Consider the following 22,676-nt stretch of genomic DNA (forward strand, 5'->3'; position numbering starts at 1 on the left):
GACACGATTGGGTTGGATCTACTTGCTGCTTGCAGGCTGCATCGAAGTCGCTTTCACCACCGCCATTCGCTACACGGACGGATTCACCAAGCTATGGCCGACCGCACTTGTGCTCGTGTTGGCCGGCGTAAGCTTCTACCTGGTTGCAAAATCCACAGCGACTATTCCGTTGGGCACAGCCTATGCCGCGTGGGGTGGTCTCGGCGCAGCCGGAACAGCCGTGATCGGCATCCTCTATTTCGGAGAGCCGGTCACGGCGTGGCGTCTCGTGTTCCTGACGCTGCTGATCGTCTCGATCGCGGGACTAAAGCTCGTCACGGACTGAGCCGCACTCCGGGCACGGCGGCACCTTGCCGCTTTCCGCCTCTCTCTGAATCGGAAATCCGCATTCCCAGCACATGACATACGTGCCGGGCCGGACGCCGTGCTCCAGCGCCACGCGTCGATCGAAGACGAAGCATTCGCCCTCCCACAAGCTCTGCTCGGGTGGGACCGTCTCAAGGTATTTCAGAATACCGCCCTCGAGGTGATAGACCTCCGGGAACCCTTGCGACAGCATGTAGGCTGACGCCTTCTCGCAGCGGATGCCGCCGGTGCAGAACATGGCAACGCGCCGATGCTTAGCAGGATCGAGATTTTCGGCGACGAAGCCGGGAAACTCGTTGAAGGCGCGTGTTTTGGGATCGATCGCATTCTTGAAGGTTCCGATGCCGACCTCGTAAGTGTTGCGCGTATCTACGACGATCACGTCGGGATCGGACACAAGCGCGTTCCAATCCTCCGGCTTGACGTAGGTGCCAACGCGCTTGGTGGGATCGGCCTCAGGCTGGCGCAATGTCACGATCTCGCGCTTCAGTCTCACCTTGAAACGACGGAACGGCATGTCCTCGGCGTAGGATTCCTTGCTCACGAGATCGGCAAAGCGCGGATCGCTTCGAAGCCATGCAAGTATCCAGGAGATGGCTTCATCCGTGCCGGCAATGGTCGCGTTGATGCCCTCGTGCGCCAAAAGGATGGTGCCCATGATGCCGCGCGCGCGGGCGAGCGGAAGCAACGTTTCGCGCAACGCGGCCGTATCCGCGATCTCGACGAACTTGTAAAATGCTGTGACGGTGACGGACATATTGCTCAACGATTCACGTTCTTGCAGACAACCGCGTGGCGGCTCGTTTCATGGCCTCGAAGATCCCAGGATCTGTCATGGCGTGACCGGCGCCAGAGACGATTTCGAGGTGAGCCCCCGGCCAGCGCTGCGCGATCTCGAAGGCCGCGCGCGGCGGGCACAGCAGATCATAGCGTCCCTGCACGATCACGCCCGGAATGGAGCCGAGAAGCGAAGCGCCGTCAAGCAGCTCGCCCGGCTCCAGGAAGAAGCCATTGGCAATATAGTGCGCTTCCATGATCGGCGTCGGCGGGATGCGGCCGTCATGCGGCATCGTTTCAGGCAGAACCGTGCCGGACGGCGCAAACTCCGAAAGAATGCGCTCGAACTGGTACCACTGCCGGGAGGCGGGACCGTGCACGGCGGGATCGGGATCGATCAGTCTCGCCACGTAGGCCTTGAGCGGATCGGCGCGCTCCTGCTCAGGCAGCGCTGAGACGAAATTCTCGTAGAGATCCGGTCGCAGCTCGGCAGGGCCCTGGCGGAACGCCCAGTCGACCTCTGCATCCGAGCCGAGAAAGACCGCCCTCAACACCAAGCCCGAAACGCGCTCCGGGTGCGTCTTCGCGTAAGCCAACGCAAGCGTCGAGCCCCACGATCCGCCGACGATCAGCATCTTTTCGAAGCCAAAATGAACGCGGATGCGCTCGATGTCGGCGACGAGGTGCTGGGTGGTGTTGGCGTGCGTCGAAAGATAGGGGTGGCTGCGACCGGCGCCGCGCTGATCGAACAGGATGGCGTGGAAGCGCTCGGGATCGAACAGCAACCGATGGCTATGCTGCGATCCACTGCCCGGGCCGCCGTGCAGAAAGATGGCGGGGATGGCGCCGCGCGTGCCGACTTCCTCAACGTAAAGCCAATGGCCGTCGCCGACAGCGAGCATGATCGCATCGAACGGGCGCGGCGTTTCGGAGGGAAGGCTTGACGACATCGGCTCGAGGATCCTTAGTGAGATGCACGCACCCTGTGACACCCGCAGCTTGCGTTCAAGTGCTCAAATTTCAGGCGCTTAACGAACGGAACGATGCGGCCTGCCGCCGCGTTATCCGGAGCAAACGAGGTGGCCCCCATGATCATAAAGTATGGTTTCGACATCGAAATATCTGTCGCGCAATCAACCCCGCTGATTACCCTTCTCGATGTCCACGACTCCCGGCGTGCCCAGATCATCACCGAGAGCCCCTTCCTGACTCGGCCCGATGTTCCCACCGCCACGTATCACGACCAGTTCGGAAACATCTGCCGCCGCATGGTGGCCCCCGCCGGCGCATTCTCATTCACGCTGGACGGCCTGATGCTCGATTCCGGTGAGCCCGATTTCAACGACCCGGCGCTGCAAGAGGTGCCGATCGTCGATCTTCCCGACGACGTGCTCGTCTACTTGCTCGGCAGCCGCTATTGCGAGACGGATCAGCTGAGCGACCTTGCCTGGAAGCAGTTCGGCGGTTTGGCGCCCGGCTGGACGCGCGTTGCCGCCATCGTCAATTTCGTGCACCAGCATCTGACGTTCGGGTATCAGCACGCGCGTGCCACGCGAACAGCGGCCGAAGCCTATCAAGAGCGCGTCGGGGTTTGCCGCGACTTCGCTCATCTCACCATCGCGTTGTGCCGCTGCCTCAACATTCCGGCGCGCTACGTCAACGGATACCTTGGCGACATCGGGGTTCCAAAAGACCCGGCCCCGATGGATTTCAGCGCCTGGTGCGAAATCTATCTCGGCGGGCGTTGGTGCACATTCGACGCCCGGCACAACAAGCCCCGCATCGGGCGCATCGTCATTGCGCGCGGACGCGACGCGACCGACGTTTCGCTGATTCACACGTTCGGCGCCCACACGCTGACCTCGTTCAAGATCTGGACCGACGAGGTGCAAGAGACCGGGCTTCAGCCGAAACCGGCGGTTGCGGCATAAGCCGCGCAGATGAACCAGAAAGCGCAAGGCGGAAATCCCGCCTTGCTTTCGCGTGTCGTCGCACCCTCTGCATTGCCGGGTCGAGCGTGGCCATGACATCCGGGAGCATGGCTGGGAGAAAAAGTGTCCCTGCTAGACGTCGAGGTTCGCGACGGTGAGGGCGTTCTCCTGAATGAACTCGCGGCGCGGTTCCACCACATCGCCCATCAGCTTCGAGAAGATCTCGTCGACCTCCGACACGTCGCCGATCTTGACCTGCAGCAGCGTGCGCACGTCGCGATCGAGCGTCGTTTCCCAAAGCTGCTCGGGGTTCATCTCGCCCAAGCCTTTGTAGCGCTGGAGCGAAAGGCCCTTGCGGCCAGCTTCGTAGATGGCATCCAGAAGAGAACGCGGGCCGAAGATCGTCAGTGTGTCGGCCTTGCGCCGGAGCTTGGTGCCGAGCCCGTAAACCTCGGCGAGATGCTTGCGCTTCTCGTTAAGGCGGCGCGCATCCAGCGAAGCCAGTAACGCGCGATCGAGGGCGTGCGCCTCGGTGACGCCGCGCACTTCGCGCTTCAAGAGGAAGCCGTCGTTGCCGAAGCTCCCGGACCAACCCTTCTCGGTTTCCTCGGCGACCTCGTTCAAGCGTGCGGCGATCATCGCGGCCGTGGCGTTCGCGCCCGAGGCCGATGTCACCAGCTCGGCATCGAAGGCGCCCGCGATCGCCGCCTGCTCGACGACGAGACGCGAATAGCGCGAATGAAGCTGATCGATCAGTCCGACGATGGCGCGGGCCTGATCGACGATGTCGCGAAGATCCTTGCCGCCGCGCTCGGCGCCGCCGGCCACGAGCACGTTGTCCTCAAGGCCGCTATCGATCAGATAATCCTCGAGCGCGCGCTGGTCCTTCAGGTAGGTGCCGCTCTTGCCGCGGCTCACCTTGTAGAGCGGCGGCTGAGCGATATAGACGTGGCCCTTCTCGACCAGCTCCGACATCTGCCGGTAGAAGAACGTGAGTAGAAGCGTGCGAATATGGGCGCCGTCGACGTCGGCGTCGGTCATGATGATGATCTTGTGATAGCGCAGCTTCGAGAGATCGAAGTCGTCCCGGATGCCGGTGCCGAGCGCGCCGATGATGTTGGTCACCTGCTCGGACGACAGCATCTTGTCGATGCGCGCGCGCTCGACGTTCAAGATCTTACCTCGGATCGGCAAAACGGCCTGATACTCGCGCTTGCGGCCCTGCTTGGCGGAGCCGCCTGCCGAGTCGCCCTCGACGATAAAGAGTTCGGTGTTGGCGGCGTCGCGGTCCTGGCATTCGGCCAAACCACCCGGCAGACGCATGCCGTCCAACGCGCTCTTTCTGCGGGTCAGCTCGCGCGCCTTGCGGGCCGCCTCGCGGGCGAGGGCTGCTTCGACGATCTTGCCGACGATCGCCTTCGCCTCTTTCGGATGCTCCTCGAACCAGGCCATCAGCTCTTCGAAGACGGCGCTTTCGACAACCGGCTTCACCTCGGACGAGACGAGCTTGTCTTTGGTCTGGCTCGAAAACTTGGGATCGGGCACCTTGACGGAGAGCACGCAGGTCAAGCCTTCGCGCGCGTCCTCGCCCGAGAGATCGACCTTCTCCTTCTTGGAGATACCGCTGTCGGTCGCGTATTTGTTGATGACGCGGGTCAGCGCGCCGCGGAAGCCAGCGAGATGGGTTCCGCCATCACGCTGCGGGATGTTGTTCGTGAAGCAGAGCACGTTCTCGTGGTAGCTGTCGTTCCACCACAGCGCGACCTCGACACCGACGCGATCCCTTTCGGTGCGGATCATGATCGGCTCTGAAATCAGCGATTGCTTCGAGCGATCGAGGAAACGCACGAACGCGGACGTGCCGCCTTCGTACATGAACTCCTCGCGCTTCACGTCGGCATGACGCGCATCCGTCAGCACGACTTTTGCGCCGGAGTTCAAGAACGCCAGCTCGCGCAGGCGGTGCTCGAGTGTCGCGTAGTCGAACTCGACCTTCGTGAACGTATTGGGGCTCGGCAGGAAGGTCACCTCGGTGCCGCGATTGCCATCGGCGTCGCCGACGACCTTCAACGGCGCGATTGCCACGCCATCGTTAAACTCGATGAAATGCTCTTTGCCTTCGCGCCAGACGCGGGCCCTGAGCCAGGTCGACAGCGCGTTGACGACCGATACGCCGACGCCGTGCAGACCGCCGGAAACCTTGTAGGAGTTCTGGTCGAACTTGCCGCCCGCGTGGAGTTCGGTGAACACGATTTCGGTCGCGGAGCGCTTCGGCTCGTGGTCGTCGTCTTTCTTGATGCCGGTCGGAATACCGCGGCCATCGTCGCGCACCGTGCACGAGCCATCGGGATTGAGCATGACATCGCAGGACTTGGCGTGACCGGCCAAGACCTCGTCGATGGCATTGTCGACCACCTCGTAAATCATGTGGTGAAGGCCGGAGCCGTCATCGGTGTCGCCGATGTACATGCCGGGGCGCTTGCGCACGGCCTCAAGGCCTTTGAGCATCTTGATGCTATCGGCGCCGTAGTCTTCGGGCGCGGGTGATTTTTTGGCGGGCTCAGCGCTCATTAGGTCCCTGTCGCGAGATTGCTCCTGAATGGCTGGGAGCCTACCATAGCGCGCGGTCAAACGGCGCAAAAAAGCGCATTTATCGCACTGTCACGCACGTATATTTTTTGTTTTATTTCAGAATGTTATGGAGCTGCGGCTGTAGCGCTCGCCGGGACGGTCCAGGGTTCAGGCAGATCGCGTCACCGAACCCTGCTCGACACGCCAGAATTGGGCCTTTCCGGCGAGGCTCGAAAAGGCCTGCTGATCGGTTCCGGTCATCCATGCCTGGGTGCCCAAGCGCAGCAATTCATCGAAAAGCGCAGCGCGCCGATCGACATCGAGATGGGCCGTCACCTCGTCCAGAAGCAGCATCGGCGTCATGCCATCGCGGCGCGCGGCGACCAGCTCGGCGTGCGCCAGCAGCAGCCCCATCAGCAATGCTTTCTGCTCTCCGGTGGAGGAATGACGCGCGGCGGTCGCCTTGGGTCCGTGAAAAACCGCGAGGTCGCTGCGGTGCGGGCCGTCGAGCGCGCGGCCGGCGGCGCGGTCGCGCTCGCGCACGTCGCGCAGAAGTCGGGCATAGGCATCCTCGACGTCGACGGCGGCTCGCTCGGCCAAATCGCGATCGACCGCACCTTCGAGGCGGACCTCGCTCCACGGAAACGGCGAATCCGGGTCTCTTCCGCGCCGCGCGTCGATGACGGATGCCAGCGCGGCCACCGCTTCCGCCCGCGCGGCTGCCATCGCGATCCCCATCTCGGCCATCACGATCTCAAGGCCGTCGAGATTGCCGCCGCGGGTCACGCCGTCCGAGAGCAAGCGATTGCGTTGCGCCATCGCGCGCTCGAAACGTCCGGCTCGGGTGCGATGGCTCGGATCGAAACACAGGATGAGGCGGTCGAGAAAACGGCGGCGCTCGGAGGCGGGGCCGGTGAACAGCCCGTCCGTCGCGGGCGTGATCCAGACCATCTCGACGTAATCGGCCAGCGCACCCGATCCGGTTTTGGCCTCGCCGTCGATGCGGACGATACGGCCGCCGGCTCGCTCGCCTTGACGATCCGATGCCGTCTGGCCAGTGCCGATGATGACAGGGCCGACCGCGGTGTGAATGCGCGAAGACACCGTCCAGCTGCCGTCTCCGCCGCCGCGCGCGAGATCCGAGAACGGAGCCTGCCGCAGGCCCTGGCCGGGCGCGAGCAGCGAAACGGCTTCGAGAACGTTGGTTTTGCCGGAGCCGTTCGGCCCCGTCAGCACGAGCGGCGTGGGCGCCAGCTCAAGGCTCAACGCGTCATAGTTGCGGAAGCCGGACAGCGTCAGCCGCTCGACCCAAAGGCGAGGGGCGGCTTCGGGCGCGACCGGCGTTCGATATTCGGGGCTCGGCGACAAGCCTACACACGCATCGGCATCAGAACGTAGAGGGCTGCCTCATCCTCGGTGCCGCGGATCATCGTGGGCGAACCCGGATCGGCGAGCAGGAAGCGGGCTTGCTCGCCCTCGAGCTGGCCGGCGATGTCCAACAGATACTTCGCGTTGAAGCCGATCTCAAGGGGCGCAGCCGTATAGTTGACCTCGATCTCCTCGGTGGCGCTGCCACCTTCCGGATTGTTGACCGAGAGCACGAGCTTGCCCTGCGAGAGATTGAGCTTCACGGCGCGGCCGCGTTCGCTCGCGATCGTGGAGACGCGATCCACCGCGCTAATGAAATCGGCGTTCTCGACACGCAGCTCCTTGTCGTTTCCTTGCGGAATGACGCGGCCGTAATCGGGGAACGTGCCATCAATGAGCTTGGAGGTCAGCGTGACCGACCCGATCTCGAATCGCACCTTGGAGGCGGAGACGGCAACCGTTACGTTCTCGGCACTCTCTTCGATCAAGCGCTGCAGCTCGTGCACGGTCTTGCGCGGAATGATCACGCCCGGCATGCCCTCCGCGCCTTTCGGGCGCGGCAGCTCGGATTGAGCGAGGCGATGGCCGTCTGTCGCCACGGCGCGGAGCGTCGGTACTTTTCCGGCCTCGGCGATGTGGAAGTAAATGCCGTTGAGATAGTAGCGCGTCTCTTCGGTCGAGATGGCGAAGCGGGTCTTGTCGATCAGACGCTTCAGATCCTTGGCCGCGACCTCAAACGTATGGCCGAGATCGCCAGCGTTGAGATCGGGAAAATCCTCGGGGCCGAGGGTCTGCAGCGCGAAACGCGCCTGACCGGCAGCGAGCGTCAGGCGCTCCTTCTCGGCATCGCGACGGATATCGACCTGGCTGCCTTCAGGCAGCTTACGCACGATGTCGTGCAGGATATGGGCGGGAACAGTCACGGCGCCGGCAGCACCGACCTCGGCGCGTACCTCCTCGATCACCTCACGCTCAAGGTCGGTCGCCTTGAGTTCGAGCGACTGGCCCGAAGCCTTGAGGAGCACGTTGGAGAGTATCGGAATCGTCGTCCGGCGCTCGACGACGCTCGTCACGTGTCCGAGCGCCCTCAGAAGTTCACCGCGTTCGATCACAAGCCGCATCGGTTTCCTCGGCGTTCGCGAGACTGCCCCTTCTTTGCGGGGAGGCAAGATCGCAGGTGGTAAAAATGCTCGACCGCCCTTCCTCTGACGATGGGAGGAGTGAAAGAAGCTCAGCTTTCGTCATGGAAGATCGTTATGGCGTGCGACGCACAACTTGCCCCGATCGGGGGGCCCATTCAAGGGGGCGAACCGGAATTTACCGCGCGTTTTCGGGTCTTATTCGATGGAAGCAAGACGCCAGGTGCTCCGCCCGGTCGCTTTTCAGCGGCGAACTGAGGCAAACTGGCTTCCCTCACGGCCTTCGCCGGCGCCCGCTTCACGGGCAAACACGTTCGAATCGTTCCGCTTTTCATCCGCGCGCGGATACAGTCAGGCCGCCGCGCGATCCCGATAAAAAAGCTTCGGGAGCAGCATCCTAAGACGCCGCTCCCGCCCCGCTAAGGCGTGATGCCGATCTCCCTCAACACCACACCATTTGCACATTTACGCAGCGATATCAGCTCCCTGCGATTAATGGCTCAAAAGCTTCTTCAGCTCGTCGATTTCGTCCCGCAGGCCGGTGTCATTGGTGATGACGCCTTCGATCTTGCGGATGGCGTGAAGGACGGTGGTGTGGTCGCGATTGCCGAACCGGCGGCCGATCTCGGGCAGCGACCGGTGGGTGAGCTGCTTGGCGAGATACATGCCGATCTGGCGCGGCCAGACCACCGAGCGATGGCGGCGCTGCGAAAGCAGATCCCCCTTCGACACGCCGAAATGACGCGAGATGATGCGCAGAATGTCCTCGATCTTGATGCGGCGCGGCTCGACGCCCTGAAACAGGTCGCGCACCACCGTCTCGGCGATGTCGAGCGTGATCGGCGCGCGCATGTGCTGCCAGGTGAGGTAGAGGCGGTTGACGGCGCCCTCCAGCTCACGGCCGCTTTCGGTGAGACGGCTCGCCAGGATCTCGATGACCTCGCGCGACAGCTCGAAGGCCGGATCCGTGGCCCGCTTCTCGGCAAGGCGCTGTTCGAGCACGCGCTGGCGCAGCTCATAGTCGAAGCCGCCGATCTCAGCGACGAGACCGCGCTGAAGGCGCGAGCGCATGCGCTCGTTCAGTCGCTCGATCTGGGCCGGGTGACGGGCGGATGCCACGACGACCTGACGGCCACCATCCAGAAGCGCATTGATGATGTGATCGAATTCCTGCTCGGTCTTCTCGCCCTGCATGAACTCAAGATCGTCGATCAGCAACATGTTGATCGAGCGGAACTTATCCTTGAAGGACAACGGGTCCTGATTGCGAAGCGCCTCGACGAACTGATAGCGGAAGCGCTCGGCGGTGAGATACAGCACCTGCGCGTTCTGCGCGCGACGCTTCACTTCCCAGGCGATGGCCTGGAGGAGGTGCGTCTTGCCGAGGCCGACCGACGAATAGAGGTAGAGCGGGTTGAACGCCGGGCTGTCGGTCAGCACGGTTTCGGCGACCTGGATCGCGCCGGCGTGCGCCATACGGTTCGAGGCGCCGACGACGAAGTTGTCGAAGGTATGATGCGGATCGAGAGGCGAGCCCTCGAAGCCGTCGATGCTGGTACGGCCGGCTACCGGACGAACGACCTGCATGCGTACCGGCTCGAAGCTGCCGAGCGCGCGCGGCTCGATTGCAGTCGCCTCACGCGAGGTTTTCACCGGCTCGGCTTGCTGCACGGGCGCGCGGGACGGACTTACGCCCGGCTGACGAACGGCAACCTCGACGCGCTCGGCGGTCTTGAACTCCGATTTGCAGCAGGTCAGCAGCTCATCCAGATAGTGGGACTGAATCCACTTGCGCAGGAATTTGACGGGAACCGAGACCTTGACGGTCGTACCGTCGAATTCGTCGAATTCGAGGGCGTTGAACCAGCTGGTGTAGATATCCTCTCCAAGGCGGGCGCGCAGGGTTGCACGAACTTTGGCGCCTTTGCCTTCGGTGCCCACGCCGTCCGAAGCCTTGTGGCTCTCGAGGGCCTTGTGGTCGCTGACCGTGAGGGCCGCAGAGGCCGACCGCACGGGCCGTTCAACTGTCCGCTCAGGTGCCGAAAGAGATAGCTCCGCTTTAGAGATCGCTTGCATTTTTTACCCCGCACTTTTGTTTGCTTCTGCCTTCCGCAAAGGCAGACGATCCATGACGCCGCTCATTCGCCCAAACGGGCGGCGCCATTCCCTACTTGCAGACGCTTCCTATCCTTGCCGCCAGGGCAATCCGGCTGCTTTCCAGCCCGCGATCTGCCCTCGTCTGTGGTCGGCGTCGAGAGGACCCTCGAAGCCTTCCGCCACGTTGCGGCAGCGCGTATAGCCCGCGTCTGCCATTGCCGCTGCAGCCGACCGGCTGCGTGCGCCCGACCGGCACACGAAGAACACCTCAGCGTCCTTCGCCACACCGGCCCCTTCGAGTAGCTTGTTCAACTTTTCGACGAACTCCGGATCGATCCGGTTGTCGGGAAAAGTCTGCCACTCGAGGGTCGTCACCCGCTTGTTCAGCGAGCTGAGATCAGGAAGTCCAACGAAGGTCCATTCCGCTCGTGTCCGCACATCGACCAGAACAGACCCCTTATCCGCCGTGAGGCGAGCCCAGGTTTCATCCACAGGCACATCCTCGATTTTGACGGTGTCGGCCAAACTGTTAACCCTCTAAATCTTGCTGCTCATTGAGGGGCAATGCCCCACTCTGACACAGTTAACACAAGTAAAAACCAGTATATTTTCAGTAAAAAAGTATCCGCACCCTGCAAAAGCAGCAGGATACTCGTACTCCACTGAAATACTGAAGGATTCAGGATTACGCTACGCTATCAGACCCTGAGTCGGGGGCGGAACGATACTAGGGCAGTACAGCCCCCTGAGGTTCCGTCTCGCTGACGAGGACTCTTTTAACGGGTTGGTAATCTCTTAGCAAGCAGGTGGAGACGTGGAGAAGGTGGTCGCCGTCGCGTGGACGAGTGGTGGGTGCAGCGTGGAAAACTTGAGTCCTTTCCACAGGCCCAGTGGGGAAACTCTTTGAGGCGAAAGCCAATTCGAGCTGACGCAAATGGTGCCCCAAACCAAATGCGGCGCTCGTGTGTCGAGTGCGGCGGATGCTGTTTTTTATTTGGGCCGTTTGCGGAGGGTGTGACGCCTGAGGATTGGCGATCGCCGTTCGCCCCGTCTCGCGCCCAAAAAATCCGCCACTTACAGGCTTGGGATGGGGGCTGCTGATTCCATCGCCCGGCCTTCCCTGTTGCGAACAAGACACATTTGGTTAACTGATAAAAAGTTGTCGTGAAAGAGCGGTGGGAAGCTTCGAGGGGAAGCGCGGTTGCCCGCCGAGCAGTCGCGATTGAGCCTTGTAATACAGGCCTTTCCGCAATTCGTTGAGCTGCGACGCGGCACTCACCGGAGTGTTCGCTCTCTCCCTGGAGCACCATCGCGCTCTAACTTTTTGATGTGTTCGACGTTTCGCGCTTCCGCGCGCACGGTCTCCCAATCCGGTCCTTCACCGCGCACAAAAAAAGAGCCCGTGGAAGCGGGCTCTTTTTTGAGTCTGCAGGCCAACACGCGCTCTCGCTCCCAGCGAAAGCGACCAGGCCCTAAAACGATCTGGCTTAAGCCATCGCCTTCACGCGTTGAGTGAGACGCGAGACCTTGCGGCTTGCGGTCTTCGGATGCATGACGCCCTTCTGGGCCGTGCGCACGAGAGACGGCTCGGCGGACTTGAGCGCAGAGATCGCGGCGTCCTTGTTGCCCGACGCGATGGCTTCCTCAACCTTACGAACCTCGGTCTTCACGGCCGAGCGGCGGTTCTTGTTGACCTCAGTCCGGCTGATCATCTGCCGAGCTGCCTTCTTCGCCGACTTCGTATTGGCCATAAACGCTATCCTTCTCTATCTTTCAGGCCCTGTCCGCTCGGGACGGGCGATACGATTGTTCTAATGCGTACAGGGGCTTAGCCCAGCCGCATCCGCTCGCCTCGTCCGACTTCTCCAGCACGGGCTCAAATGCGTTTACCGCCCGAAACACGAGTTTCGAGCGGCTCTGTGGCAGGTCTATAGCTTTGGGGCCTATCCGCGGTCAACGGATTTGGCATTTTCCGGGCGTTTACGCCGCTCCCTGGCACCATACCGGGTTGCCGCTCAGTCATCTTTCCATTTGATCGAGCAGCCCACGGAGGGGATCTGGTCGGCCGGCCCGCGGCCGGTTTCAGCCACGCCCTTCATAGCTTCGAACAGGTCGCGACGGGCATCAGGTGGGGCCGCGTCCTTGCGGCTGGCATCGAGGCGGCCGCGGTACTGAAGCGCAAGATCTTGGTTAAAGCCGAAAAAATCGGGCGTGCAGACGGCGCCATAGCGGCGGGCGACGTCCTGGCTTTCGTCGTAGAGGTAGGGGAACGGGAAGCCGTTTGCCTTCGCCACCTCCTTCATCCGCGGGAAGCTGTCTTCCGGGTAGGTCTGCGCATCGTTGGAGGAAATGGCCACCGACGCAATGCCGAGCGCGGCGAGATCGGCCGCGTCGCGCACAATGCGGTCCAGAATGGCCTGCACATAGGGGCAATGGTTGCAGATAAACATAACCAGCGTCCCCTTTGGGCCGCGCAGCTCGTCCAGCGTGTAGATCCGGCCGTCGGTCGCAGACAGCCGGAAGGACGGCGCCTTCCAACCGAAATCGCAGACAGGGGTTGCCTCGGCCATCCGATAACTCCGTTTTTTCGATCGCGTGTTTCTGCGCGGATATATGTGGCACACGAGGCCTCCGCGAAAGCCTGTGTTTGAAGCGGCAAGACAGTTCGGTGAGACCGATGATTCACGCTTCAGGCATTTCCTGCGCTCCCGATTCACGCCGCGCCCGGATAGGGGGCGCGACGATCGGAGCGCGTGGGCCTGAAGCGATCATGGTGGTCTTTAGTGAGACCGATGATTCACGCTTCAGGCTGGTAGGGCCTGAAGCGATCATGGTCTAGGATCTACCGAAGGGCATGGCGAGGGGTTACGGCCCATGGATGTAAGGCGTGGGGATCTCAGGCGCGAGATAAGCGCTCGCGCGTTCGTCGCGGCCGATGCGCTGAAGCGGACGCTTCGGCCGAAGAGCGACGAGGGGCAGGCCGTGCCGCACTCCGTTGCCGCCTGGCGGCGGCGCATCTTCGAGATCATCGAGATCGGCCATGGCGAAAGCCGCGCGAGCCGCATCTTCGATACCGCGATCGTCACGCTCATCCTGCTCAACATCGCAGCCTTCGTCGCCGAGACGGTGCCGTGGCTGTCGGCAGCCTACGCTCCCTACTTCACCGCGTTCGAGATCTTTTCGGTCGTGGTGTTCAGCATCGAATACGGCTTGAGGCTGTGGACGGCCGTCGAGGTGCCCTTCCTAAAACGCCTGCCGGCCTGGAAGGCGCGCCTGACGCTCGCGCTGCGACCGGCCCTGCTGATCGACCTTCTCGCGATCCTTCCGTTCTTCCTCGGCATGTTCCTCTCGATCGATCTGCGCATCCTGCGCGCGCTCAGGCTGTTGCGCTTCTTCAAGCTGTCGCGCTATTCGCCGGCGATGCACACGCTCTTGCGCGTGCTCGTCAACGAGCAGCGGGCCCTGATCGGAGCGGGACTTCTGCTGCTCACGGTCGTGCTCTTTGCCTCGACCGGCATCTACTACATCGAAGGCAGCGCCCAGCCCGACAAATTCGGAAGCGTGCCGGACGCCGCCTGGTGGGCGATCGCGACGCTGACGACGGTCGGCTACGGCGATGTCGCGCCGATCACCACATTTGGACGGCTGTTCGGATCGGTCGTCATGGTGACGGGACTTTGCATCCTGGCGCTGCCGGTGGCGATCATCTCGGCGGGGTTTGCGCAGGAGCTCGGCCGTCGCGATTTCGTCGTCACATGGTCGCTGATGTCGCGCATTCCGCTGCTCGCGGATCTCGAAGCGGGCGTCGTCGAGAAGATCATGCCGCTGCTGCAGGCCCACAACCTGCCCCCGAACGTCGAGGTGCTCGGCGAAGAGCAGGTCGGAAACGCCATTTTCTTCATCGCGTCCGGTCAGGTGCTGCTGCGATCCACCGAAGGCGAGCGGATCTATTCCAAAGGCGATTTCTTCGGCGTTGTCGCGATGCTGGAGCGCGATTTCACACAAGGATCGTTCGTGACGAAATCCAAGTGCCGCCTCTTGAAACTGCACAGCGAGGATTTCCATCGGCTGGAAACCGCAAGCCCCGAGATCGGAGAGCTGCTGAGGCGCAAAGCCCGCGAGCGGCGCGAGGAGAGCGCGGCAACCTGATCAGGTGTCGAGATGCTGGAAGCGCAGCCCTTCGCCTGCAAAGACGCGCGCGCCCGCGCTCGCTTCCTCGGGATTGCCGGTCGTCAGCAGCACGAGCGACGGCTGAGGCCGAATCTCGCCTTTGAAGCGCGGATGGCGCGAAAGATAATCCTCGAGGCTGTCAGCGACGATCTCCGGCTGCGAGAGAATGCGCGTCGCCGGCGGCAGATGGCGCCGGAACAGATGCTCGACGAGCGGAAAATGCGTGCATCCGAGGATCGCGCGATGCAGCGGCTCGCCGTTGGCCTGCGCCATCGCGCCGTCGATGCCTTCCTTGACGAGGCGTTCAAGCTCCGGCTCCGCGACGCCGCGCTCGATGGCGCCGGCCAGCTCAGAGCAGACCTGCTGGATTACCGTCACCTTCGGACAGCGCTTCCGGATCTCCTCGGCGTAGACGTTGGAGGCGATGGTGCGCGTGGTGCCGAACACGGCGATGCGGTCGGTCAGGAATTTCTGCGGGTACTGCGGCGTGGTGACGGCCCACGGCGTCTGGGTCGCGGCTTCCACGGTCGGCGCGACGATGCCGACAATGTTGTAGCCCTCGGCCTTCCAGGGCGTCTCCGGCAGCCACGTCGTCTGCAGGCGGCGCGCCGCCACTGCGGTCGCGGTATTGCAGCCGAGCACGACCAGCTTGCAGCCGCGCCGGAAAAGCGTTTCGACCGACGCACGCGTCAGCTCGATGATTTCTTCGGAGGGCCGATTGCCGTAGGGAACGTGGGCGTGGTCGCCGAGATAGACAAAGGAAAGCTCAGGGAAGCGCGCCGTCAACGCGCGCAGAACGGTAAGCCCCCCAAGGCCGGAATCGAAGACACCAATCATGGAGTCCCTTGATTGCGAGGGTGAGCCCGCCGGGTCAATCGGCTTCTAGAGCCCCTCACCCGGCCGAGCCCTGCTCGCTCCCCGATTTTGTATCGCTTATTCCGCAGCCTCGGATGGCGAGCGACCGACGGCAGTGGTTTCCTGATCCGCTGCCTTGAGCGCATCGAGCGTCGGCATCGCGACTGTATTGTAGCCGCAGTCGACGAAATGAACTTCGCCAGTGACCGCACCCGACAGCGGCGAAAGCAGATAAAGCGCCGCGCCGCCGATCTCGTCGAGCGTCGGCGTCCGACGGAGCGGTGCATGATCGCGCTGATAGTTGAAGATCACGCGGGCATCCGACACGCCGGCACCAGCCAGCGTGCGCATGACACCAGCCGAGAGCGCGTTGACGCGAATGCCCTGCGTCCCGAAGTCCGCGGCGAGATAGCGAACGCTCGCCTCGAGCGCGGCCTTGGCGACGCCCATGACGTTATAGGACGGCACCCAGCGCGTCGCGCCGCCGTAGCTCAGCGTCAGAAGCGAGCCGCCGTTCGGCATGACGGCCGCCGCACGCTTTGCGATCTCGGTGAACGAGAAGCAGGAGATGACCATCGTGTTGGTGAAGTTATCGCGCGTCGTGTCGGCGTAGCGGCCAGCAAGCTCGCGGCGATCGGAGAAGGCAAGCGCGTGGACGACGAAGTCGATCGTGCCCCACTTGTTCTTGATCTCTTCGAAGACGGCATCGACGCTGGCGAGATCGGACACGTCACAGGGGACGATGATCTCCGAGTTGACCGACTGGGCCAGCGGAATAGCGCGGCGGCCGAATGCGTCACCCTGATAGGTGAAGGCGAGCTTGGCACCTTGCCCAGCCAGAACGCGCGCGATGCCCCAGGCGATCGAGCGGTCATTCGCAACGCCCATAACCAAGCCACGCTTGCCAGCCAAGAGCGGACCAGGTTTCGCAACATCAAAATCGGCCATCGACGTCCTCGCACTCGCACCAAATTTGCGGCCGATCTCAAACCAGCCGCGCCCATTTTTATATACTCTCATGCTCGGATCGTCCTTAAGGGCGTGATGCCCCTATGGCGCGAACCCGTGCAAGAATTCAGCCATTATAGCGGCGGAACGCCAGAGTTGCATTTGTTCCGCCGAATCCGAAGCTGTTCGACATGACACAGTTAAGCTCAGTGTTGTCGATACGGCTGCGAACGATCGGCATATCCTCGAACGCGGGATCCAGCTCCTCGATATTGGCGCTCTCGCAAATGAACCCGTTGTTCATCATAAGCAACGAGAAGATGCTTTCCTGCACCCCGATAGCCCCCAACGAATGTCCCGAAAGTGACTTGGTGGCTGAAATTTTTGGAATTTCCTGGCCGGCGAACACCTCGCGGATGGCCTCGATCTCCTTCAAGTCGCCAACCGGCGTCGCGGTCGCGTGCGGATTGATGTAGTCGACGGGGCCGATGCCCTTGTCGTCGAAGCCCTTCATCGCAAGGCGCATGCAACGGGCCGCGCCCTCGCCTGATGGGGCAACCATATCGAAGCCGTCCGAGGTCGCGGCGTAGCCCACGATCTCACCGTAGATCTTGGCGCCGCGCGCCTTCGCGCGCTCAAGCTCTTCCAACACCAGAACACCGGCGCCGCCCGCAATCACGAACCCGTCGCGGTTTTTGTCGTAGGCGCGGCTGGCCGTTGCCGGCGTGTCGTTGTAGCGCGAGGACATGGCGCCCATGGCGTCGAACAGAACGGACAGCGTCCAGTCCAGCTCCTCGCAACCGCCGGCAAACATCACATCCTGCTTGCCCCACTGGATCATCTCGGCGGCGTTGCCGATGCAGTGGGCCGACGTCGAACAGGCCGACGAAATCGAGTAGTTGACGCCCTTGATCTGGAAGCTCGTTGCAAGCGCCGCGGAGGGACCGGAGCACATGCCTTTCGGAACCTCGAAGGGGCCGACCTTCTTGGGATCTTTCTCGCGAGCGGTATCGGCCGCCCAAACGATGGCGCGCGTCGAGGGGCCGCCCGAGCCCATGATGATGCCGGTGCGCTCGTTGACGACCTCGCCGGGTTCGAGCCCTGAATCGCGGATCGCCTGATCCATCGCGATGTAGTTCCAGCCGACGCCGGCTTCCATGAAGCGCTTCGGCTTGCGCGGAACCTGGGCTTCCCAATCAAGCTGCGGATCGCCGTGCACCTGGCAACGGAAACCAAGCTCGGCATATTTCTCGGCGCGAACAATGCCAGATTTGCCTTCGCGCAACGACGCGAGCACCTCTTGGGTCGTGTTTCCAATGGAAGACACGATCCCCATGCCGGTGACGACTACTCGTCTCATCGACAACCCCTTCCTCGCCCGCGCTCCAGAGTGGTCCGCCCTCTCTTCGGAGGCGCAGAGCAACTCTAGTTCTTTCGTTTGTCGTGCTTCTTATCGGACTTGGTCCCCTGCATGGCTTCGCCATGACCCGGTTCCCACTTTTCCTGAAGCACTTAGCTTATTCGTTCGTCGTGCTTCTTTTCGGAAGCACTCCAGACCACCGTTTTATACGATAATTTGGTTTATCCGGCGGCCGGCGCTTCACCCGCCTCGAAAAGGCCGACGCGCAGGTCGGTCGCCGTATAGATGACCTGGCCGTCCGCCTTCAGGGTTCCATCTGCAATCGCAAGCTTCAGGCGGCGCAGAATGACCCGCTTCAGGTCCACGACATACTCGACCTTCTTGACCGTCGGGAGGACCATGCCGGTGAATTTTACCTCTCCGACGCCCAGAGCGCGACCCCGGCCTGGTGCGCCGAGCCAGCCCAGAAAGAAGCCGGTCAGCTGCCAGAGCGCATCCAGTCCCAAGCATCCGGGCATCACCGGATCGCCCTGGAAATGGCATTTGAAAAACCAATCGAGCCGCTCATTGCCCTCGACGGCAAGCTCGGCAACGATCTGGCCCTTGTCGTGGGCTCCTTGTTTTTCGGAGATATGTGAGATGCGGTCGAACATCAACATGGGGGGAAGCGGCAATTGTGCGTTGCCAGGACCGAACAGCTCGCCCCGTCCGCACGCCAACAAATCCTCGAAATCATAGCTAAAACGGCGCTCGGCCATTGATCGGCTCTATCCCTCTGTGACAGTTTTTATCGACAACGCCCCTGCGCGACACTTCCGGAACCGCTCCGAGCCGCGTTGTCCTAGCACATCCGACTGACGTTCAAACGATAATCAGAGGCACCGTCAAGGGAGCGCATGGAAAAGGTGACGTATTGTCCAGTGGAGGGCAGGCGGTGCCCGACCCGACCCGCGGCGGGCCAAAAACCTAGAAACGATCCAGAAAGGACCTTCAAAACAGAGCCTTGAGCCGACTTGCGATCCGCGAGCGCTGATTCTATACTGACGTACTTGAGAGAATCTGGCTCCCGTCATGATCAGGCCCAAGGGCGCGGTCACTGGAGCTTATTGGGTTTGGCGCTTTCCATGAACGACGACGTCTTTGACGACCAGAACAGCGATGCCACGGCAGACAGCAATCTGGCGCCGATGCAATCGGCCATTGCCGAACGCCTGCGAGAAGCGGGCCTGCGTCCGACGCGCCAGCGCGTCGCGCTCGGCGAACTGCTGTTCGGGGGAGAAGACCGGCACGTTTCGGCCGAGATGCTGCACGCCGAGGCGCTCGCGTTGGGCGAACAGGTTTCGCTGGCAACGGTCTACAACACGCTGCACCAGTTCACCGGCGCCGGATTGCTGCGCGAGCTCGCGATCGACGGCGGCAAGGCGTATTTCGATACCAACACCTCGAACCACAACCACTTCTTCATCGAAGCGGACGGCGAGCTGATGGACATCCCGGGTGACTCGATCCGGGTCGACGGTTTGCCGGAGCCGCCGGAAGGCATGATGGTAAGCCACATCGACGTCGTGGTGCGCCTAGTCCCCAAGGGCTGAGTTCCGAGGGCTGAGCTGCCAAGCAGCGGCACTCATTCAAACGCGCAGCATCGCTGCGCGTTTTTTGTTTGTCGAAACCCGCGCGCAGTCGCGGCGCAGACGTCCGCCCGCTTCCGTCCGCCTATTTCACCACTTCGTTCTCGTAGACGCCCCAGAGCTGATTCTGCGGCATGTATCCCCGGAAACGGTCGATCGAGACGCGGCACCAGCGGCCGTCGCAGCCATGGATATTCGCAATCACGCCGGCCTCCACGTTCACCACTGCGCGGGAGCCGTCGCTATCGTCGTTTCGAACCGGGACTTGAGGCGAAGGCTTACCCGCCTTCACGTCCCACGGCGTCACGAGGGCGGTGCGCCGCCCCGACAGCAGCGATTGCAGCACCCATCCGGTCGCGCCCTCAGCGTCACGAACCTGGCGCCAGCCTTCGAATTCACTCAGAACCTCGACCGGCAGACCGGCTCGGCGGTAAACCCACGAGGTCGGATAGTCGGTTCCCGGACCTGCGCGCAGGTTCACGCGGTCCGATTTCAGACTGACAAAACGAGGGATTGGCAGTCCGCTCTCGGACGTCCCGGCCTTGCCCGGCGCCTGTGCGATCGCGGCCCCCGCCCAAACCCCACATAGAGGAAATGCCGCCAACCTCGCGGCGGCTCGCCAGCTCAATCGCATCTCCGCTCCCGCACATCCTGCTTCGAACAGGTAAACCCGCCCGTTCGGACCGTATCGCCGTTTCACGCCAGATCACGGCCCCCAAGCGCCCGAATCGGCCGGATTATCGCCCCGGCCCCGCCAAATGGGGGCGGTTGGCCGAAATCCGGACGATCCATCACTTTGTCACGGCCGCAACCTTCTGTTAGACACTGCCTGATCCTAGAGAACGTTCGCTTTGCATAGAATTGGATCGTGGTGCAAACGTGCTCTAAATCCTTGTTTTAGAGTTTGTTCAACCTACGCGATGCCCGCAAAGAAAGTCCTCAGAGCCTAAACCCTCTATCTGTCGCATTTTACTCGGCGGACCCCCGTTCGCTTCGTCGGAAAATGCTCCATGCCGCCGGTGGAAGAGATATGCCCAGCCCTGTCAAGAAACCAGTCGTCATCGTCACGCGCAAACTGCCGGATGTGGTCGAAACCCGCATGCGCGAGCTGTTCGATGCGCGGCTCAATACCGACGACAAGCCGTTGACGCAAAGCCAGCTCGCGGAAGCCGTCAAAGTCGCCGACGTGTTGGTGCCGACCGTCACCGACCGCATCGACCGGGCCGTGATTTCCCAAGCGGGGCCGCAACTTCGGCTGATCGCGAACTTCGGTACCGGCGTCGACAACATCGACCTCGATACCGCCCGCAACCGCGCGATCACCGTGACCAACACACCGGGCGTGCTGACCGAAGATACCGCCGACATGACGATGGCGCTGATCCTCGCCGTGCCGCGCCGGCTGCCGGAAGGCGCCGCCTTCCTCAAGGACCCCAAGACGCGGTGGGCCGGCTGGTCGCCGACCTGGATGCTTGGCAACCGCATTTTCGGAAAGCGGCTCGGGATCGTCGGCATGGGCCGTATCGGCCAGGCCGTCGCCCAGCGCGCGAAGGCCTTCGGCTTGCAGATCCACTACCACAACCGCAAGCGCGTCTCGACGGCGATCGAGCAGGATCTAGAGGCAACCTACTGGGAAAGCCTCGACCAGATGCTGACGCGGATGGACATCGTCTCCGTCAACTGCCCGCACACGCCGGCGACCTATCATCTGCTGTCGGCGCGTCGCCTCAAGCTCCTGAAGCCGACCGCTTACATCGTCAACACCGCGCGCGGCGAGGTGATCGACGAGAACGAGCTTGCACGCCTGATCGAGGCGGGCTCGATCGCGGGCGCCGGGCTCGACGTGTTCGAGCATGAACCGGCGATCAATCCCAAGCTGCTCGCCTCCGAGCGCGTCGTAGCGCTGCCGCACATGAGCTCGGCGACCATCGAAGGTCGTATCGACATGGGCGAGAAGGTGATCATCAACATCAAGGCGTTCCTCGACGGGCATGCGCCGCCCGACAAGGTTCACCCGGCGATGTTCTAAGGCATGATTGCTTTTCGCAATCACGCTCTAGTCTTTTGATGAGACCAATGATTCACGCTTCAGGCTGATAAGGCCTGAAGCGATCATTGTCACCTTAGTGAGACCGATGATTCACGCTTCAGGCTGGTAGGGCCTGAAGCGATCATGGTCTAGAAAACCGCTCCCACTTCAATCCGAAGACGCGACGGGCGCCGCTCTCACGAGAGCGGCGCGAGGCCAGCCGTCATGTAGTGGGTGACGATCGCGACATAGAACCCGACCGTCGCCAAATATCCGGCGACGAGCCAGTTGCGACTTGCCTCGGTAATGGGTTCTGCGCGGCGCGGCCGCTTCGCGGATTTGAACAGCCACGGCGCGGTGATCAGCAACAGCGCCGTCAGCATGTACCATTCGAAGTAGACCGAGGCGCCGATCCCGACGAAAAGCGCCAGGATGTTGATGATGGCCGTGAACTCGGGATCCGAACTCGACAGCGCCGAGTCGACCACGTGCCCGCCGTCGAGCGGCAGGACCGGTGCGAGATTGAACCCGTTCAATATGGCGCTGAGAAACGCCAAATGCTGGAAGAGCGGTTCGCCGGTCAAATAGCCGGCGACGAGGAACAGGCCGGTCGAGAGCAAGCTGAAGCCCGGCCCCATCAGCGCGACGAAGCCGCGCTCGGCTTCGGTTCGGTGCGGGGCGGCCGCAACCGCGACGCCGCCGAAAAACGGAATAAAATAGACGCCCTGGACCGGCAATCCGACCCAACGCATAGCCACCGCGTGACCGGCCTCGTGGATGACGAGGAGGGCGAGCAAGAGCGCGGCGAACTGCCAATCGAAGAGGTACGTGAAGCTGGCGTAGGTCAGTGCGCCCGTTACGAGGCCTGCGCCGAGCTTGCCGCCCCCACGTTGCCCGGCGGATCCCGCCAGGGCCTCGCAGTGATCCCGTAAGCGGCGGGCGTTGAAGCGCGCACCCAATGGAATCGTCAACCGTCCGACGAAATTGTCGTGGGTCAGCTCGTGTACCGTCGTCAGGCGCGTCCCGTGCGGCTCGGCGTTGAATTTGCAAGCGACGAAAAAATCCTCGCCAGGCGCGACACCGGGGCCGCTGCCTTCCTTTAACACCTCGATCAGGAGCGCTTCGCGCGGCCGCAACTCGACCTCGCGGTAGGCCATCGCAACGGTGCGCTCGCCGAAGTTGATGTTGCCTTCGTAGACGTCGGTGGTGCCTTCACGCAGCGAGGTGGTGATCTCGATCCGGGGTGGGCCCTCGAACACGATCGCGTGGGACGAGGCCGCATCCCAGACCGTATCGACCGGCGCGTTGATCTCGACTTCGGTGACATAGCTCTTGCGACGGCGGCCCAAGAGGGCGTCGAACAAGCCGCAAAGCAGAAAGTACAGGATGTGAATGACGTCGGCGATCAGCGTCATCGCTCGCAGCTCTCTTGCTCAA

General features: G+C 62.4%; 20 protein-coding genes. 5 read left to right on the forward strand and 15 right to left on the reverse strand.

The annotated features are described in order from the left end of the window. Positions 1-7 precede the first annotated feature (7 nt). The gene (locus RCO24_RS14655; protein WP_308963149.1) at positions 8-325 is read left to right on the forward strand and encodes a multidrug efflux SMR transporter; all 318 of its coding nucleotides are present in this window, start codon (positions 8-10) and stop codon (positions 323-325) included. Here the strand turns inward: RCO24_RS14655 and RCO24_RS14660 are convergent. Then, on the reverse strand, positions 305-1,123 hold the full coding sequence (locus RCO24_RS14660; protein WP_308963206.1) for a rhodanese-related sulfurtransferase: 819 nt from the start codon (positions 1,121-1,123) through the stop codon (positions 305-307). The two genes, RCO24_RS14655 and RCO24_RS14660, sit on opposite strands and share 21 nt — an antisense overlap. Before the next feature lie 13 nt (positions 1,124-1,136). After that, entirely contained in the window at positions 1,137-2,093 is a 957-nt protein-coding gene (gene pip / locus RCO24_RS14665) for a prolyl aminopeptidase (RefSeq protein ID WP_308963150.1), read from the reverse strand. A 138-nt stretch (positions 2,094-2,231) separates the two neighbouring features. Here pip and RCO24_RS14670 point away from each other — a divergent pair, with 138 nt between their 5' ends. After that, positions 2,232-3,074 carry a transglutaminase family protein gene (locus RCO24_RS14670; protein WP_308963152.1) on the forward strand — a complete coding sequence of 281 codons (843 nt, stop codon included), beginning with the start codon at positions 2,232-2,234 and terminating at the stop codon, positions 3,072-3,074. Positions 3,075-3,206: 132 nt separating this feature from the next. Here RCO24_RS14670 and gyrB read toward each other — a convergent pair whose 3' ends face one another. The 7 genes from gyrB to RCO24_RS14705 form a co-directional block, all read right to left on the reverse strand. Next, positions 3,207-5,645: a DNA topoisomerase (ATP-hydrolyzing) subunit B gene (gene gyrB, locus RCO24_RS14675; RefSeq protein WP_308963154.1), complete on the reverse strand. Its 2,439-nt coding sequence runs from the start codon at positions 5,643-5,645 to the stop codon at positions 3,207-3,209. A gap of 168 nt (positions 5,646-5,813) precedes the next feature. Next, positions 5,814-7,013 carry a DNA replication/repair protein RecF gene (gene recF / locus RCO24_RS14680; RefSeq protein ID WP_308963155.1) on the reverse strand — a complete coding sequence of 400 codons (1,200 nt, stop codon included), beginning with the start codon at positions 7,011-7,013 and terminating at the stop codon, positions 5,814-5,816. Positions 7,014-7,015: 2 nt separating this feature from the next. Beyond that, on the reverse strand, positions 7,016-8,134 hold the full coding sequence (gene dnaN / locus RCO24_RS14685; RefSeq protein ID WP_308963156.1) for a DNA polymerase III subunit beta: 1,119 nt from the start codon (positions 8,132-8,134) through the stop codon (positions 7,016-7,018). Between the two features lie 510 nt (positions 8,135-8,644). Further along, entirely contained in the window at positions 8,645-10,228 is a 1,584-nt protein-coding gene (gene dnaA, locus RCO24_RS14690) for a chromosomal replication initiator protein DnaA (protein ID WP_308963158.1), read from the reverse strand. Positions 10,229-10,336: 108 nt separating this feature from the next. Then, complete coding sequence (locus RCO24_RS14695; protein WP_308963159.1) at positions 10,337-10,774, reverse strand: rhodanese-like domain-containing protein; 438 nt, start codon at positions 10,772-10,774, stop codon at positions 10,337-10,339. 962 nt (positions 10,775-11,736) lie between these two features. After that, positions 11,737-12,000 carry a 30S ribosomal protein S20 gene (rpsT, locus tag RCO24_RS14700; protein ID WP_308963160.1) on the reverse strand — a complete coding sequence of 88 codons (264 nt, stop codon included), beginning with the start codon at positions 11,998-12,000 and terminating at the stop codon, positions 11,737-11,739. Positions 12,001-12,264: 264 nt separating this feature from the next. Further along, positions 12,265-12,819 (reverse strand): thioredoxin family protein, encoded by a 555-nt coding sequence (locus RCO24_RS14705; RefSeq protein WP_308963162.1) that lies wholly within the window; start codon positions 12,817-12,819, stop codon positions 12,265-12,267. Between the two features lie 304 nt (positions 12,820-13,123). Between RCO24_RS14705 and RCO24_RS14710 the strand changes: the two genes are divergently transcribed. Next, a complete protein-coding gene (locus RCO24_RS14710; protein ID WP_308963164.1) occupies positions 13,124-14,398 on the forward strand; it encodes a cyclic nucleotide-gated ion channel in 1,275 nt (424 codons plus the stop codon). On the opposite strand, the gene RCO24_RS14715 is transcribed toward RCO24_RS14710, so the two are convergent. The 4 genes from RCO24_RS14715 to fabA form a co-directional block, all read right to left on the reverse strand. After that, the gene (locus tag RCO24_RS14715) at positions 14,399-15,256 is read right to left on the reverse strand and encodes an aspartate/glutamate racemase family protein (protein WP_308963165.1); all 858 of its coding nucleotides are present in this window, start codon (positions 15,254-15,256) and stop codon (positions 14,399-14,401) included. Positions 15,257-15,352: 96 nt separating this feature from the next. Further along, on the reverse strand, positions 15,353-16,222 hold the full coding sequence (gene fabI / locus RCO24_RS14720; protein ID WP_308963167.1) for an enoyl-ACP reductase FabI: 870 nt from the start codon (positions 16,220-16,222) through the stop codon (positions 15,353-15,355). Between the two features lie 127 nt (positions 16,223-16,349). Continuing rightward, positions 16,350-17,582 carry a beta-ketoacyl-ACP synthase I gene (gene fabB, locus RCO24_RS14725; protein ID WP_308963169.1) on the reverse strand — a complete coding sequence of 411 codons (1,233 nt, stop codon included), beginning with the start codon at positions 17,580-17,582 and terminating at the stop codon, positions 16,350-16,352. Positions 17,583-17,803: 221 nt separating this feature from the next. Then, entirely contained in the window at positions 17,804-18,340 is a 537-nt protein-coding gene (gene fabA / locus RCO24_RS14730) for a 3-hydroxyacyl-[acyl-carrier-protein] dehydratase FabA (protein ID WP_308963171.1), read from the reverse strand. A 429-nt stretch (positions 18,341-18,769) separates the two neighbouring features. On the opposite strand from fabA, the gene irrA reads away from it, so the two are divergent. Beyond that, positions 18,770-19,174 (forward strand): iron response transcriptional regulator IrrA, encoded by a 405-nt coding sequence (gene irrA / locus RCO24_RS14735; RefSeq protein ID WP_308963207.1) that lies wholly within the window; start codon positions 18,770-18,772, stop codon positions 19,172-19,174. A 121-nt stretch (positions 19,175-19,295) separates the two neighbouring features. Here the strand turns inward: irrA and RCO24_RS14740 are convergent, their stop codons facing one another. After that, positions 19,296-19,844 carry an SH3 domain-containing protein gene (locus RCO24_RS14740; protein WP_308963172.1) on the reverse strand — a complete coding sequence of 183 codons (549 nt, stop codon included), beginning with the start codon at positions 19,842-19,844 and terminating at the stop codon, positions 19,296-19,298. 396 nt (positions 19,845-20,240) lie between these two features. Between RCO24_RS14740 and RCO24_RS14745 the strand changes: the two genes are divergently transcribed. Next, a complete protein-coding gene (locus tag RCO24_RS14745; RefSeq protein ID WP_308963174.1) occupies positions 20,241-21,239 on the forward strand; it encodes a D-glycerate dehydrogenase in 999 nt (332 codons plus the stop codon). A 197-nt stretch (positions 21,240-21,436) separates the two neighbouring features. On the opposite strand, the gene RCO24_RS14750 is transcribed toward RCO24_RS14745, so the two are convergent. After that, the gene (locus RCO24_RS14750; protein WP_308963176.1) at positions 21,437-22,654 is read right to left on the reverse strand and encodes a site-2 protease family protein; all 1,218 of its coding nucleotides are present in this window, start codon (positions 22,652-22,654) and stop codon (positions 21,437-21,439) included. Positions 22,655-22,676: the final 22 nt, after the last annotated feature.

The sequence above is a fragment of the Hyphomicrobium sp. LHD-15 genome (assembly GCF_031157355.1).
Lineage (GTDB): Bacteria > Pseudomonadota > Alphaproteobacteria > Rhizobiales > Hyphomicrobiaceae > Hyphomicrobium_C.

Bases quoted from the DNA above. Each gene is read 5' to 3' on its own strand.
- RCO24_RS14660 (WP_308963206.1), bottom strand. From the start codon at position 1,123: ATGTCCGTCACCGTCACAGCATTTTACAAGTTCGTCGAGATCGCGGAT.
- pip (WP_308963150.1), bottom strand. From the start codon at position 2,093: ATGTCGTCAAGCCTTCCCTCCGAAACGCCGCGCCCGTTCGATGCGATC.
- RCO24_RS14670 (WP_308963152.1), top strand. From the start codon at position 2,232: ATGATCATAAAGTATGGTTTCGACATCGAAATATCTGTCGCGCAATCA.
- gyrB (WP_308963154.1), bottom strand. From the start codon at position 5,645: ATGAGCGCTGAGCCCGCCAAAAAATCACCCGCGCCCGAAGACTACGGC.
- dnaN (WP_308963156.1), bottom strand. From the start codon at position 8,134: ATGCGGCTTGTGATCGAACGCGGTGAACTTCTGAGGGCGCTCGGACAC.
- dnaA (WP_308963158.1), bottom strand. From the start codon at position 10,228: ATGCAAGCGATCTCTAAAGCGGAGCTATCTCTTTCGGCACCTGAGCGG.
- rpsT (WP_308963160.1), bottom strand. From the start codon at position 12,000: ATGGCCAATACGAAGTCGGCGAAGAAGGCAGCTCGGCAGATGATCAGC.
- RCO24_RS14705 (WP_308963162.1), bottom strand. From the start codon at position 12,819: ATGGCCGAGGCAACCCCTGTCTGCGATTTCGGTTGGAAGGCGCCGTCC.
- RCO24_RS14710 (WP_308963164.1), top strand. From the start codon at position 13,124: ATGGATGTAAGGCGTGGGGATCTCAGGCGCGAGATAAGCGCTCGCGCG.
- RCO24_RS14715 (WP_308963165.1), bottom strand. From the start codon at position 15,256: ATGATTGGTGTCTTCGATTCCGGCCTTGGGGGGCTTACCGTTCTGCGC.
- fabI (WP_308963167.1), bottom strand. From the start codon at position 16,222: ATGGCCGATTTTGATGTTGCGAAACCTGGTCCGCTCTTGGCTGGCAAG.
- fabB (WP_308963169.1), bottom strand. From the start codon at position 17,582: ATGAGACGAGTAGTCGTCACCGGCATGGGGATCGTGTCTTCCATTGGA.
- fabA (WP_308963171.1), bottom strand. From the start codon at position 18,340: ATGGCCGAGCGCCGTTTTAGCTATGATTTCGAGGATTTGTTGGCGTGC.
- irrA (WP_308963207.1), top strand. From the start codon at position 18,770: ATGCAATCGGCCATTGCCGAACGCCTGCGAGAAGCGGGCCTGCGTCCG.
- RCO24_RS14740 (WP_308963172.1), bottom strand. From the start codon at position 19,844: ATGCGATTGAGCTGGCGAGCCGCCGCGAGGTTGGCGGCATTTCCTCTA.
- RCO24_RS14745 (WP_308963174.1), top strand. From the start codon at position 20,241: ATGCCCAGCCCTGTCAAGAAACCAGTCGTCATCGTCACGCGCAAACTG.
- RCO24_RS14750 (WP_308963176.1), bottom strand. From the start codon at position 22,654: ATGACGCTGATCGCCGACGTCATTCACATCCTGTACTTTCTGCTTTGC.